This window comes from Candidatus Hydrogenedentota bacterium, assembly GCA_035450225.1.
GTDB lineage: Bacteria > Hydrogenedentota > Hydrogenedentia > Hydrogenedentales > SLHB01 > DSVR01.
The window spans coordinates 22708-37271 of record DAOTMJ010000027.1 but is presented as its reverse complement, the minus strand read 5'-3'; the positions used below and the strand labels follow the sequence as shown (position 1 = coordinate 37271).

12 protein-coding genes are annotated in these 14564 nt (G+C 62.5%); all 12 read left to right on the top strand.

What is annotated here, in order from left to right; genetic code table 11:
• Nucleotides 1-231 precede the first annotated feature (231 nt).
• The 12 genes from P5540_13970 (at nt 232) to P5540_13915 (ending at nt 14553) form a co-directional block, all read left to right on the top strand.
• Nucleotides 232-1509 carry a response regulator gene (locus tag P5540_13970; GenBank protein HRT65923.1) on the top strand — a complete coding sequence of 426 codons (1278 nt, stop codon included), beginning with the start codon at nt 232-234 and terminating at the stop codon, nt 1507-1509.
• A gap of 6 nt (nt 1510-1515) precedes the next feature.
• Nucleotides 1516-2640 carry a response regulator gene (locus P5540_13965; GenBank protein HRT65922.1) on the top strand — a complete coding sequence of 375 codons (1125 nt, stop codon included), beginning with the start codon at nt 1516-1518 and terminating at the stop codon, nt 2638-2640.
• 58 nt (nt 2641-2698) lie between these two features.
• Entirely contained in the window at nt 2699-3910 is a 1212-nt protein-coding gene (locus tag P5540_13960; protein ID HRT65921.1) for a response regulator, read from the top strand.
• A 2-nt stretch (nt 3911-3912) separates the two neighbouring features.
• Nucleotides 3913-5076, top strand: coding sequence for an HD domain-containing phosphohydrolase (locus P5540_13955; protein ID HRT65920.1), 1164 nt, complete (start codon nt 3913-3915; stop codon nt 5074-5076).
• A 128-nt stretch (nt 5077-5204) separates the two neighbouring features.
• The gene (locus tag P5540_13950) at nt 5205-7496 is read left to right on the top strand and encodes a glycoside hydrolase family 20 zincin-like fold domain-containing protein (GenBank protein ID HRT65919.1); all 2292 of its coding nucleotides are present in this window, start codon (nt 5205-5207) and stop codon (nt 7494-7496) included.
• A 107-nt stretch (nt 7497-7603) separates the two neighbouring features.
• A complete protein-coding gene (locus P5540_13945) occupies nt 7604-8650 on the top strand; it encodes a hypothetical protein (GenBank protein ID HRT65918.1) in 1047 nt (348 codons plus the stop codon).
• A gap of 148 nt (nt 8651-8798) precedes the next feature.
• On the top strand, nt 8799-10094 hold the full coding sequence (gene proC, locus P5540_13940; protein ID HRT65917.1) for a pyrroline-5-carboxylate reductase: 1296 nt from the start codon (nt 8799-8801) through the stop codon (nt 10092-10094).
• Nucleotides 10095-10111: 17 nt separating this feature from the next.
• Nucleotides 10112-10615, top strand: a complete 504-nt coding sequence (locus P5540_13935; protein HRT65916.1) for a DivIVA domain-containing protein — start codon at nt 10112-10114, stop codon at nt 10613-10615.
• The gene (locus P5540_13930) at nt 10612-11373 is read left to right on the top strand and encodes an outer membrane lipoprotein carrier protein LolA (protein HRT65915.1); all 762 of its coding nucleotides are present in this window, start codon (nt 10612-10614) and stop codon (nt 11371-11373) included. Before P5540_13935 ends, P5540_13930 begins: the two co-directional genes overlap by 4 nt.
• The gene (locus P5540_13925; GenBank protein HRT65914.1) at nt 11370-11975 is read left to right on the top strand and encodes a Maf family protein; all 606 of its coding nucleotides are present in this window, start codon (nt 11370-11372) and stop codon (nt 11973-11975) included. The genes P5540_13930 and P5540_13925 overlap by 4 nt, the downstream gene beginning before the upstream one ends.
• 198 nt (nt 11976-12173) lie before the next feature.
• Nucleotides 12174-13847 (top strand): hypothetical protein, encoded by a 1674-nt coding sequence (locus P5540_13920; protein ID HRT65913.1) that lies wholly within the window; start codon nt 12174-12176, stop codon nt 13845-13847.
• Entirely contained in the window at nt 13837-14553 is a 717-nt protein-coding gene (locus tag P5540_13915; protein HRT65912.1) for a glycosyltransferase family 2 protein, read from the top strand. The genes P5540_13920 and P5540_13915 overlap by 11 nt, the downstream gene beginning before the upstream one ends.
• The last annotated feature ends 11 nt before the right edge of the window (nt 14554-14564 follow it).

Genomic DNA, 14564 nt, shown 5'->3' with positions numbered 1-14564 from the left:
TTGTCGTAAACAGGAAGAACGATGAATATAAGGGTGTTCAACGTAGACGCGGCATCTTTGCCGCGTTCAAAAAGAAGATGGAAGCCTCTGCTACGTTGTTTACGTTTCTGCCATCCGTACCGTTTTTTTTCTTCCGCGGGGGCAGGTCGCCGATGTCCTGTTCGTCCCTTGAATTCCCGGCCTTCCGCCTGCCGCGCGGATTGCCGGACAACCCCATGGGAGATCCCGCAGATGGATGCTGAAACCAACGCGATCCGCGTACTCGTCGCGGACGATGACCCGAACCTGCTGAAACTGGTTGCGCGCGAACTCTTGGGCAAGGGTTTCGCGTGCGAGACCGTGTCCGACGGCGCCGCCGCGATGGAGGCGATGGGCAAAGCGGAATTCGACGTGGCCCTGCTCGACATCGAGATGCCGGAGTTGGACGGTTTCCAGGTGCTGGACGCCATGCACGGGAAACATCCGGACACCGTTCCCGTCATTCTGACGGGCAAGGGCGACATTCCGCGCGCCGTCAAGGCCGTAAAACTGGGCGCGTTCGATTTTCTCGAAAAGCCCTGCAACCCGCATCTGCTCGAACACACCATCCGCCGCGCCGGCGAATACCGCCGCGCGCACAGGCACGCGCGGAAAATGGAAGCCGAGGCGGACGAAACGCGTACGGCCCTCCAACTCGAACGCGCCCTCAACCAGGCGCAGAAACTGGAATCGGTGGGACGCCTGGCCGCGGGCATCGCCCACGAGATCAACACGCCCGCGCAATACGTGGGCGACAACCTCGAATTCCTCCAGTCGGCCCACGCGGACATCGTGGCCCTGATAAACCTGTTTCGCAGGCTGATGGAATCGCCGGCGGCGGACGCCCTGCCGCCGGATCTGTTGAACGAGGCCCGCGATCTGAATGAAACGGCCCATTTCGAGTACCTTGCGAACGAAATCCCCCGCGCCATCGCGCAGTCCATCGAGGGCATCGGACGGATCACGTCCATCGTCCAGGCGATGAAGGAATTCTCGCATCCCGGCGTGACGGAGAAGACCCTCGCGGACATCAATCACTGTATCGAGAGCACGGCCACCGTGTCGCGCAACGAATGGAAATACGTGGCCGATCTCGAAATGGACCTGGACCCGAGTCTGCCCCGTGTCTGGTGTCTGCCGGCCGAACTCAACCAGGTCTTTCTCAATCTGATCGTGAACGCGGCGCACGCTATCGCAGACGTTGTCGGCGACGGTTCGGAAACCAAGGGACGAATCATGATTAGCACCCGTCGCGACGGCGATTGGGTGGAGATTCGCATTTCCGACACCGGAACCGGCATACCGGACGAGTTCCGCGACCGCATTTTCGATCCGTTTTTCACCACCAAGGAAGTGGGCAAGGGCACCGGCCAGGGATTGGCCATCGCGCGGAACGTCGTGGTGAACAAGCACAGCGGAACCCTTTCCGTCGAAAGCGAGGTCGGAAAAGGAACGGCGTTCATCATTCGGCTGCCCGTTGTCGAAGGGTGAAGGAATATGACCAAAGGGAAAAAGAGACTCTTGTTCGTTGACGACGAACCGAACGTGCTCGAAGTCCTGAGGCGTTTGCTGGACCTGTGCGGCGAGCCGTGGGAAGGCGTCTTTTGCACCGGCGTGGACGACGCGCTCGACGCGCTGCGCCGCGAGGCGTTCGACGTGATCGTGTCGGACATACGCATGCCCAAAAAGGACGGCATCGCCCTCCTCGAGGCCGTGCGCGGCGACGAGGCATTATCCCGGATCCCCATCATCATCCTCACCGGCGAAGGCGATCGGACGCTGAAGCGGCGCGTGCTCGATCTGGGCGCGACCGATCTGTTGAACAAGCCCGTGGGCCGCGAGGATCTGATCGCCCGCTTGCGAAGCGCAATCCGCATCAAGGAATTCGAGGATCATCTCGCGAACCAGGTCGAAGTGCTGGATGGCCTTGTCCGCGAACGCACCCGGCAATTGGAAAAATCGCACCGCGAGGTCGTGTGGCGGCTGGCCAAGGCGGGCGAATTCCGCGACGACCAGACCGGCAATCACGTGGCGCGCGTCGCGTGGTGTTCCTACATCCTTGCCCGGAGGATGGGAAGAAACGGCGGGTTCGCGGAATTGCTTTTTCTGACCAGCCCGCTGCACGATATCGGAAAAATAGGCGTTCCGGATAAGATTCTGCTCAAGGAAGGCCCCTTGACGCCGGAGGAGCGGGCCGTGATTGAAACTCACACGGAAATCGGCGAAAGCATTCTGCGGCAGCCGCCCAAATCCATCATGATGGCCGCGCAGGCCATCCCGAACGGATATACGACGGACGACGAGGCGCTGCCGTCCCCGTTGCTGCAAATGGCCACCGTCATCACGCGCAGCCATCACGAGAAATGGGACGGTTCCGGATATCCGGACGGGCTGGCCGGCGAGGACATCCCCGTCGAGGCGCGCATGGTCGCCTTGGTGGACGTCTACGACGCCCTGCGATCGAAACGGCCCTACAAACCCGCCATGAGCAACGAGGAGGCTGTCGCCATCCTGCAAAAAGGCGAGGGAAGCCACTTCGATCCGCGCATGCTCGAATCGTTTCTCGACGAAAACAACCATATTGTGGAGGTGTACGATCGATTCGGAGAAGAGGGCGAATGAACCCTGTTTCGGCCGCGGCCGTTGAAGGTTCCCGGTTTATCCGAACGGGGAGGCGGACATGAAAAGCATTCTCTTTGTTGACGACGAGCCCAACGTGCTGGATGGATTGCGACGGATGCTGTTTCCGATGCAGCGCGAATGGGAGATGGCCTTTGCCCGGAGCGGCGCGCAGGCGCTCGAACAGCTCGAAGCCCGTCATTTCGATGTCGTCGTGACCGACATGCGCATGCCCGGCATGGATGGCAGCCGGTTGTTGGCCGAGGTCAAGAAGCGCCATCCCGACACATTGCGTTTCGTCTTGTCCGGCCAGTCGGACAGCGAAACCCTCTATCGGTCGGTGGGGGAAGCGCACCAGTTCCTCAGCAAGCCCTGCAAGCCGGCGCTGTTGAAGGAGTGCGTGGACAGGGCCTTTGCCCTGCGCGAATTGCTGTCGAGCGATTCCCTGAAGGCCGTCGTGGCGCAGATCGGCGCGCTGCCGCCGGTTCCGCGGGTCTATGCGAAACTGTGCGAGGCGCTGAAATCGCCGGACAGTTCGATTGCGGACGTGGGCCGCATCATCGAGACCGATTTGGCCATGACCGCGAAAATACTCCAACTGGCCAACTCCGCTTTCTTTGGTCTCAGGCGGCAGGTGGCCAGCGCCACCCAGGCCGTCTCCCTGCTTGGATTGAATACGGTCAGGGCGTTGGTTCTTACCACGGGCCTCTTCGCCCCGCTGGAAGGCGCGAAATTGCCCCGCGGCTTTTCGCTGGACGCGTTGTGGCGTCACAGCATGATCGTGGGCGCCTATGTACAGGCCATCTGCCGCGCCGAATCGGCGCCCAAGGAAACGGCAAACGACGCCTACACGGCGGGTTTGTTGCACGACACGGGCGAACTGGTGCTGGCCAGCGCCTGCCCGGAGGACTACGCGTGCGTTTTCGATCGCGCCGTCGCGGAGTCCCTTCCGCTGGCGGCCGCCGAAAAAGCCTTGCTGGGCTGCACGCACGGCGAGGTCGGCGCCTATCTGCTGGGCATCTGGGGGCTGCCGCATCCCATCGTCGAGGCCGTGGCGTTTCATCACCGGCCCATGGACGCCATCGGAAATGCCTTCTCGCCTCTCGCCGCCACCCATGTCGCGGATGCGCTGGCCTTCGCGCGGCGCAAGGAACTGTTCAACTGCCCCCCCTCGAAAGTGGACCTGGCGTACCTCGAAAGACTGGGCCTGGCGGATCGCCTGCCCGAATGGGAACACGCCTGCGCGGAAATGGACGAGAGAGGAGACGAATAGCCGTGGAAGAACGTGTGCTCTTTGTGGACGACGACGCGAACGTGCTTGAAGCGTACCAGCGGAAACTACAGCATGTGCTGCGGGTGCGCACCGCGGAAGGCGCGCATGCCGGACTGCGCGAAATCCAGGAAAAAGGCCCCTTCGCGGTGGTCGTGGCCGACATGCACATGCCGTTGATGAACGGCATCGAATTTCTGAAAAAGGTGCGCGAAATCGCGCCCGACACCGTCCGAATCATGTTGACGGGCAACGCCGATATCAAATTGGCCATGGAAGCCGTCAACGAGGGATGCGTGTTCCGTTTTCTGACAAAACCGTGCCCCGCCGCCCTGATGGGCGAGTCGCTCATCGCCGCCATCCGGCAGTACCGCCTCGTCACCGCCGAGAAGGAGGTCTTGGAGGGGACGCTTCAGGGCACGGCGGAACTGTTGATCGAAGTGCTCTCGTGGGCCAATCCCGAAATATTCGGTCGCTCCGTGCATCTCCGCAACTTGGCGCGGGCCATTACCGCCAAAATGGGCATGGGAAACACATGGGAAATCGAACTGGCGGCCATGCTGTGCCAGATCGGCATGCTGGCCCTTCCGCCCGAAATTCTCACGAAGGCCATCGGCGGCGAATCGCTCGACGATGAGGAACAGCGGACGGTCGAAAGCGTTCCCGCCATCGGGGCCGAACTGCTCGAACGCATTCCCCGGCTGGAAAACGTCGCCCGAATCGTGATGTATCAGAACAAGTATTTCGACGGATCCGGTTTTCCCCGCGACCGCGTGGCCGGCAAGGAAATCCCCCTGGGGAGCCGCGTGCTGAAGGTGGCCGCCGATTATCTTCAATTGCGATCCAGGGGATTGTCGCGGATGGACAGCGTCAAGGCCCTGCAAGACCAGGAGGAAAAATACGATCCCGCCGTGCTGGCCGTGTTTTCCAAAATACCCGCGGTGGTTGCGCCGCCGGAAGCCGACAAGGGCAAGGTCATCTCGATTGCATTCAAGGACCTTGGACCGGGCACGACCTTGGCCGCGCCCATCCTGACCACGCAGGGCAGGACGCTTGTCGCGCGCGGAACCGTCATGACTAGCGCGTACTTGGTCCGTCTGCGAAAATACGCGGCCGTCCAGGGCATCCGGGAACCGATCGAGGTGATCATCCATCCCGAAACGGATTGATTCGGACGGCACGGACGACGCTTGTTTTCAAGGAACAACGAGGTTGTTCGCGATTCTTTACGTCTTCCGCGCCTTTGCGTTGAATTCGTGTACAATACGCGCAAAGAACATGCTCAAGGAAGGCGATCATGACCGGTTCTCTATGTCTGTCGGGAGTAATATGTTTCATGGCGATGCACGGCGGGATTGATCTGACGAAGGCGGTGGTCGTCGCGGGCGATTCCGGCGTTTCGACGGCGGATCGGATCGCGGCGCGCGTGTTGATCGAGGAAGTGAAGGCGCGAACGGGCCTCGAATGGACCACAACGGACGCGCGCCCGCCGTCGGGACCGTCCGTCGAAATCGGTTTCGCCGCGAAGGATCTGCCGCCGGAGGCCTACCGCCTGTCCGTGGACGCGGACCGTGGACTGGTGCGCATCGAGGGCGCGGATCGGCGGGGCGCGTTGTACGGCGTGGGGGATTTCCTGCGCAAAATGGATTGGGCGCCGGGGCGCGTGACGCTGCCGGTCGATCTCGCTATCGAGACCCGGCCGGCCTATGCCATCCGCGGTCACCAGTTGGGCTACCGCCACACGGCGAACAGTTACGACGCGTGGGACGAGGCGCGGTACGATCGCTACATTCGCGAACTCGCCCTGTTCGGCGCGAACGCCGTCGAAAACATTCCATTCCAGGACGAGTCCAGTCCCGTCATGCCCGTGACGCGCGAACGCATGAACATCGCCATGAGCGAGATATGCGAACGGTACGGGTTGGACTATTGGATTTGGACGCCGGTGGAGGCCGATCTGGCCGATCCGGCGGTGTGCGCCGAAGCCTTGGACATGTGGGAAGCCTTCTACCGGACCTGCCCGCGGCTCGACGCGGTGTTCTTTCCAGGCGGCGATCCGGGGGACAACGCCCCGCAACACGTCATGCCGTTTCTCGAACAGGCCGCGCAACGGTTGCGGGCGCATCATCCGAAGGCCACGATGTGGATTTCGCTCCAAGGCTTCGAAAGAGACGAGGTGGACTGGTTTTTCGCGTACATGAACGAAAAGGCGCCGGAATGGCTGGCGGGCGTGGTCCACGGACCGCAAAGCCCGCCGCTCGCGGAAACGCGGCAACGGCTCGCGAAGACCTATCGCTTGCGCGCCTATCCCGACATCACGCACACGATCCTGTGCCAGTTTCCCGTCCCATGGTGGGATCCCGCGTTCGCGCTGACCGAAGGGCGGGAATGCGTCAATCCGCGCCCGCGCTTCTATGCGCGCGTCCACAACCGCTTTGCGCCGTACACGGACGGATTCCTTTCGTACTCGGACGGCGTGCATGATGACGTGAACAAGATCGTCTGGACCCTGCTCGCATGGGATCCGGATCGCGGCGTCCGCGATATGCTCATCGAATATGCGCGTTTCTTTTTTGGACCGGGCGTTGCCGCCGACGCCGCCGACGCCATCCTCGCCCTGGAAACGAACTGGGAGGGATCCGCCGCGCTGAACGGCGCGATTGACGCCGTGTGGGCGCGCTGGCAGGCCATCGAGGCGCGCGCCCCCGAACTCCGGGACAACTGGCGTTGGCGGTTGCTGGCCTTTCGCGCGGCGTACGACGCCTATGTTCGCGGACGGCTGCTGCACGAGACCGCGCTGGAACAGGACGCCCACACCGCGCTGGCCCGGGCGGTGGACATTGGCGCGGATGCCGCGATGGACGCGGCGGAGGACGTGTTGCGGCGCGCCGGAACCGATCCGGCCTGCGCCGGGCTGCGCGCGCGCCTCGAAACCGACGGCGAGGACTTGTTCCGTCAAATCGGCATGCAGATGAGCGTCGAAAAATACCACGCAAGAAATTTCGAGCGCGGCGCGGTGCTCGATTTCCTCGACCGGCCCCTGAACAACCGCTGGTGGTTGGAAGACCAGTTTGCGCGGATCCGCGCCCTGCCGGACGAGGCGGCGAAATGCGCCGAACTCGACCGAATCCGCACATGGGAAAACCCCGTGCCCGGCAGCCGATACGACGTTGTCGGCGACACGGCGCGCAATCCCCACGTGTTGCGGGGCGAACCGACGCTGCTCGATGTCGAGGATCTCCGCGCGCCGCTGCCGGGGTACGGCACATGGCTGGGGCCGAACCGCTGGCGGCTGTCGTGGCTCAGTTCGCTCGACTGGCCGATCGGCGTCGTGTATGAGGGCATTGACACCCAGCGCGAGTACGTGGTCCGGACCACCGGCCGCGGCGAATCGCTGCTGAAAATCAACGGCGCGCGGGTCCAACCCGCGCGTTACGACAAGGAACTTGGCGGGATCAAGGAGTTCCCCGTTCCAAGGGCCGCCGTGGCGACGGGCAAGATTACCCTGACATGGGATGCGCCCGATGAAGCGCACCTCAACTGGCGGCATCGATCGTTTCTCTCGGAAGTATGGCTGCTGCCTCGCTGATGGGCTTGCGAACCCATTGGCGCGGGCCCGGGATCGCCGTTTCAATACGGACGGCCCGAATCGTATAATACCCCGGCTGGCTGGTATGCATGAACAAGGGTGGTAACATGAACGGCGAAACTCTGATAATCGGACTTCCCGCGGGATCGCTGGCCGATCCGTCGCGCGGCGGCAACCTCGTCAACCTGCTCAAGAGCGCGGGATTTCCGACGCGCGGATACGAGAAAGGCGGCCCCAGCACCTTTCCCATCATGCCGTACCTGGTCGGCTGGGATGGCCGCCCCCAGGAATTCGGCGCCCAACTGGGTCTGGGCGAAATAGACATTGCCATCGGCGGCGACGACTGGATGCGCGAACGCGTGCTTGAATTCAAATACGAGTTCAACCGGGAAATCCTCCCGCGCAAAATCCTTTCGCTCGAACGCGGCGGCGTCCGCATCGTCATCATCGCGCGGACGGAAGAAGCGGCGCCGTGCGACGCATGGCTGCGCGGCCTGCTCGAACGCAACCGCCTCGTCACGATGGTTTCGGAAATGCCCTATGTCGCGCTCGAATGGTTCCAGTCGAAAAGCGCGGCGTTGGGATTCGGCGAGACGCACGCGGCGTTTTCCGTACAGAAATTCAAGACCCCGCCGCGCATCGCCTCGGGCATCGTCGTCTACGAGACATGGGGCAAGACCGAGGCCAAAGTCAGGAATGGATCGGTGGACTTCGGCCTCGAAATCACCCAGACCGGCAGCGCCATCCAAAATTACGGGCTGCGCATCATGGATGAGATCATGGTGTCGGAGACCGGCATCTGGGCGAATCCGCATATCAAGGAAAACCCGGCCAAATACAACCTCGCCCGAATGTTCCTGCTCAACCTGTATGGTTCGATCTTTGCCGAAAACAAGGTGCTGGTCTTTTTCAACGCCCGGAAGGAAAATGTGCCGCGCCTGCTCGATTATTTGCGCGACAACCGGCTGTTCGGCGACGAGCCGACCATGAACGAGGGCGCGAACTTTACCGAATTCAGCGTCCAGATGGACACGCAGGGCACGACGCTGCCGCTGGCGCGGGCCCGATTCGAATTGGCTATGCTCGGCGCGACGCACATCGAAACCATCCCGCTCGAATCCTGCATTCCCGGTCTCGACGCGGTAGATTTCTAGCCTGCATCCCGTCGTGGATTGGATCCGTTCTGTGTTATGATTCCTGGCCAAGCGGTTCGGAAATCCGAGGGACCGTTTGGACAACGAGGCGATAACCGTGACGAGAGGCCTCTTGGGCAGAGGCCATGGAAGGACTGACACAAGCCGCATGCATACGGTTCGCAAACCGAAGTTGACGGAAATACCGGCGATCAAGCAATTGCTCGACAATGCGGCCGAGGGCGGCGCGGTGCTGCGCAGGCCCCTGATGGAACTCTATGAAAACGTCCGCGATTTTTATACCTACGCGGACGAGGAAGGTGTGGGCGGCTGCTGCGCGCTGCACATTGACACCGTGGATCTGGCCGAAGTGCGATCGCTCGTGGTCCGCCCGAACCTGCGCGGGCAGGGCATCGGAAAGGCGCTGCTGGGCGCCTGCCTCGAGGAAGCGCGCGCCCTCCATATCGCCCGCGTCTATTGCCTGACGCGCAGCCCGGCGTTTTTCGGCAAGAACGGATTCGCGGAGGTGGACAAGCACGAATTGCCGCACAAGGTGTTCAACGATTGTGTCCGCTGCTCGCTGTTTCCCGACTGCGATGAAATCGCGATGGTCCGTCCGATTCATCCGTCCGAGAGGTTCGTGGCCAATCCAAGGGCCGATGCGTGCGGCGTGATCGGATTGCTCGGCTTTGGAAACATGGGCGCGGCCATCGCGAAGGGCTTGCTGGCGGCGCGGATGATTGCGCCCGGCCGGATCCGAGTCTACGATGTCGCCGAGGACAAACGCGTCGAAGCCGCCGCGCTCGGCATGGACGTGGCCTCCTCCCCCGAAGAGCTGGCCGCCGGTTGCGACACGATCGTCCTTGCGGTAAAGCCGCAGGCAATGGCCGAGGCGCTGGCGCCCCTCGCGACGGCGATCACTCCGCAAACGCGCGTGGTTTCCATCGCCGCCGGCATTTCAATCGCACGCATCCAATCCTTGCTCGGCCCGGATATCCGCGTGATTCGCGTCATGCCGAACACGCCCGCCATGGTCAACACGGGCGCGGCCGGCTTTGCGACAAGCGAAAACTGCACCGAAACCGATGCCGAAGCGGCCCGTTGCATCTTCGAGGCCATCGGCGTGGCCGAGCAAGTGCCCGAGGCGATGATTGACGCCGTCACCGCCCTGAGCGGAAGCGGCCCGGCCTACTTTTTTTACATGACCGAATGTCTGGTGGACGCGGCCGTCGCACAAGGCATGGATCGCGAACAGGCCACGCGGCTGGCGGCGCAGACGCTCCTCGGCGCCGGACGCCTGCTGGATCAGTCCGGCGAACCGGCGTCCGTGTTGCGCGAACGGGTCACCTCCAAGGGCGGCACGACCGCCGCCGCGCTCGAATCCTTCCGGAAAAACGGCTTCGATCGCGTGATTGCCGAAGGCGTCGCCGCGGCCGCGGCGCGTTCCAGGGAACTGGGCCGATAGCCAGGGGGTAACGCTCAATGCGCGATCACAAAGTCGTATCGCAGATGCTGGGAAGCGAGATAGCCATCAACCCCAGCGACGTGTACAGCAAACAATTCCGCCATGCGCTGTTCGGCGGCTACCAAACGCTGGACGTGGACGAGTATCTACACCGCCTGGCCGACATCATTGAATCGCTGATCAACAAAATCCGCGAATTGAAGGAAGAACAGGAATCGCTCAAGGCGCAGATGGAAGAGTACCGCCAAATGGAAACGACGCTGCGCAACGCCCTCATCACCTCCCAGCGGCTCGGCGAGGATTTGATTGACGCGGCGCGCCGGGAAGCCGACAGCCTCCGCGAGGCGGGACATGCCGAACACGAACGACTCTTGGCGCGCGCGGGGAAACTGCCGGAAGAACTACAGGACGAAATACGGCGGTTGAAGGATCAACGGAACCGCCTGCGGGACGACCTGCTTTCGGTGATCGAAACCCACCGCGCATTGATCGATCGGCAAACCCAGGAGACGTCCGAATGACCTTGCTGCTGGCGGCTGGCATGGCGCTGGCCTGGATGGCCGCGCCGGAGGCTCCCCCGTCCTTCGACGCGTTTTTCAAAGAATTTGCGAAAAAGCGCGACGGCATTCAGGCGCTCGAGGCGCGCTTCACGCAGGAAACCGTTTCCCCGGAAGAAACCATTGAGGCCGGTGGAAGCATCGTCTACGTCAAACCCAGACGAATCGTCTTTCGCTACGACCAGCCCAAGGAAGGCCCCGCGTACCTCATTCAGGACGGAAAGGCTTATGAATTCGAAGCCGACATCCGTCAACTACAGATATACGATTTGCAGGATAGCCCGCAAACGGAAGTCTTCTTTCTCGGATTCGATCAAAACACCGAATCGCTTCGCGAGCATTACGAGGTGAGCGTGTTCGATTCGGATGACAAGCCGAACGGATCCAAGGGCATTCTCATCAGACCCAAGGGCAAGGAAGAAGAGTTCGGGCGTTTTCGCGAAGTGCGCCTGTTTCTGCGCGACAAGGATTTCCTGCCCTATCGCATCCACATCGTCAACGACGACGAGTCGAAGGTCCACATTGCCGTGTCGGACATCGCCGTCAACGGAAAACTCGATCTGGCCAAAACGCATATCGCGCTACCGCCGGGCACGAAAATCATCGAAAACGACGCGCTCGTCGAAACCGTCGGCCCCGAAGGCAAAACCGTTCCCGCGAACGCCGCCGTCGCCGTGGAATCGCTCGATCAGCCTTCCTCGAACGAGGCGCCCAAGCCGTGACCCGATTGGTGCTGGCTTCCGCGTCGCCCCGCCGCCGCGCCCTGCTGGCCGCGCTCGGCCTCGATTTCGAGGTCGTCGTCAGCGGCGCCGAAGAAACCTTCGAGGGAACGCCCGTAGAAATGGTGATAACCAACGCACGCGCGAAACGCGACGACACCGCAAAAAAGATCGCGCCGGGACCGATCGTCATCGCGGCGGATACCCTGGTGTTCCTGGGCAAACACGTCCTCGGCAAACCGGCGGACCGGACCGAAGCCTGCGCGATGATCGCCCGGCTTTCGGGAAAAACACATCACGTGCTGACCGGCCTTTCGATGGTGGACACCTCCACGGGCCGCACCGCCGAAGGGTACGAATCAACCGGCGTCACGTTCCGCGATCTCGCCCCGTCCGAAATCGAGGCGTTCGTGGACGCCGTCAATCCGATTGACCGGGCCGGCGCCTATACCGTGGACGGGCCGGGATCCCTCCTCGTCGCCCGCTACGACGGTTGTTACCAGAACGTGCTGGGATTGCCCGTCGTTCGCCTCGACCGGTTGCTGCGCGAACTCGGCGTCAGCCTGTTCGAGGAAATGAACGCCGCCCGATGCCTCTTTTTATAAGCAGACAGGGAAACGACTGTCTGCACGTTTGGGCATGGCGCGCTTGATCGAACGGGGCGGCGGATAAGCGGCAAGATGCCGCTTCTACCGTGGACGCGGCATCCCTGCCTCGATCCCTGCATGCGGGAATTTGGGTATAGCCATTGAGAGGCGTGTACAATGGCGCACACATCCCGATTTTGGCAGCGAGGCGGGTGAATGATTCATACGATTCGCACAGCGCACAAGGCAGCCAGCCGGCAGGACGCGATCGGTTTGATGCTGGCGGCGGCATTGATGCTGATCCTTTTCAGCACCGCAGCCTCGGCGGCCATCGCGTTGCTGGCGTGGAAAGGCGCGGAAACGATTGCGCCCGGCGCCGCATGGGCGCGGACGGCGCTGTTCGGCGGGATGGCGGCGGTCGCGGCATGGGGCGTGCTGGTCCGTGCGCGGCATTCGGCTTCCAGACCGATCGCGGAAGCCTCTTCCGTTTCCACTCGAAAAACGGACTGGCGGCTGCTTCCGGCCGCCCTGCTGGCCGGGGCGATCGTGGCGTTTCCCCGGCTGGACGCGTATCCGTGGATTGCGCCCGACGAGGCGCATCACATGGGCGTCGCGCGTAACGTGGCGGCGTATCACGTTTACGGATCGGGCTTGCCCGAAACGGGTTTCCGCTGGTTCGACGCCTACGATTCGGTGGGCGCGCCCGTGATTGCGCCGGTGGCCGCGGCCATGGCGCTGGCGGGAAGCGATCCGGCCGGACCGAAAACGATTGCGTGGGCGCGCGCCGCGATGGCGTTGTATTTCGGCCTTCTGTGCGCGCTCGCCTACGCAACACTGGCCCCATTTTTCGGCGCGGGGACGGCGCTGGCCGGCGTGGTCATGATGCTGGCCATGCCGGGATCGGCGTATCTAGCGCGGACACTGTACGGCGAAGCGCCGGCCCTGGCGTGGCTGTTGGCGGGATTGATTATTTGGAGCCGTCCGGGAAATATCGCACCGGGTCTTGCGGCGGGCGTGTGCTTCGGCATGGCGGTGTTGTGCAAGACGATCGTCATGCTGGCCGTGTTTCCGTTTTTCGGCGTCCTGTGTTTCGAATACATGACGGGGCGCCGCGCGCGGCTGTCGGAATGGACAATGCCCGCTATCGGCGGCATGGCGGTCGTTGGGGCGTGGTGGGCGGCGCAAACGCTGCTGCGGCATGATGTGGCCGGGGCGGCGGGCGGCATGCTGGGCGAATATCAGCACAATTTGATCTTCGGCCTGCGCTGTCTAGCGCGGACCCTTCCGGCGCTGTGGCGCGAGCCGTTTACATGGTATACGGCCCTTGCGGGCCTTGCCTTCGCCGCGTGGACCCTTTCAGCGCGCCGTTACAACCGGTCAACGGCTGTTCTGTTCATGATCGCCGTTTTTTATCTTTACTGGTGGCTTTTTTTCACGCCGGGCCACATCCACCGCTACTTGTGGTTCAGCCAGGCTGTCGGCGGTCTCTTCGGCGGGGTGGCGGCATGGCAAGCGTACCGCGCGATCGGTCCCGCAACGCGATTCCGGCGGATCGTTCTGGCGATTTTCGTCGTGTCGGTGGCGGCGGCGCCGGGCGCGCGACTGGCAAGCACGATGGCAACGATTTGGACGGCGGACGAAATGCGCGGCTATTACGAAGTGGCGTCCGCCGTGCGGAATTTGCCAAAATGCGCCGCCGTTTGCACGGCGGACAAACCGCTGGCATGGATATTGTGCCTGTTGGCCCAAAGACAGGCCGAGGTGGTCGAACACGTTCCGGCGGAGCGGTTGCCGCGCAAGTGGCTGATCGTGAGAGAGGACCGGACGTTCCGCCTGCTTCCGCCGGCGGAAACGCCTAACGGCCCATGGAGCGCCCGGCGTGGACCCTAAGCCATCCATATCGGTGTTTTATCCCTGCTACAACGACTGGGGAACGATCGGCAGCATGGTGCTGCTTACGGAACAGACGTTCCGGCGGCTGGGCATGGACGGCGACATCACCATCGTGGACGACGGCAGCCGCGAGAAAACGCTGGCGGCGCTGGCGGAAATCGAGCGCGAATTTCCCAATGTGCGCATCGTGCGGCATCCGAAAAACCGCGGATACGGCGGCGCGCTGCGAACCGGTTTCGGCGCGGCCACGCGCGAGTGGATTTTCTACACGGATGGCGACGCCCAATACGATGTGCGCGAACTGGAACTTCTGCTGGCGCATGCCGGGCCGGACGTGGATATCGTGCAGGGGTACAAAATCGCGCGCGGCGATCCGATGCACCGCCGCATCATCGGCCGCATCTATCATTGGATCGTGAAAATCGCCTTCGCGCTTCCCTATCGCGACGTGGATTGCGATTTCCGGCTGATTCGCCGCAGCGTGTTCGACAAGATCACATTGACACGCGACAGCGGCGTGATCTGCGTCGAAATGATGGCCAAGATTCACCGCGCGGGTTTCCGGTGCGTGGAAGTGCCCGTCCATCACTACCAGCGCACCTACGGCAAATCGCAGTTCTTCAATTTCCCGCGCATCGCGCGCACCCTATGGCAATTGGCGGGATTGTGGGTGGAAATCGTCATGCTTCGCCGAGCCGGATAATTGTGGACGTC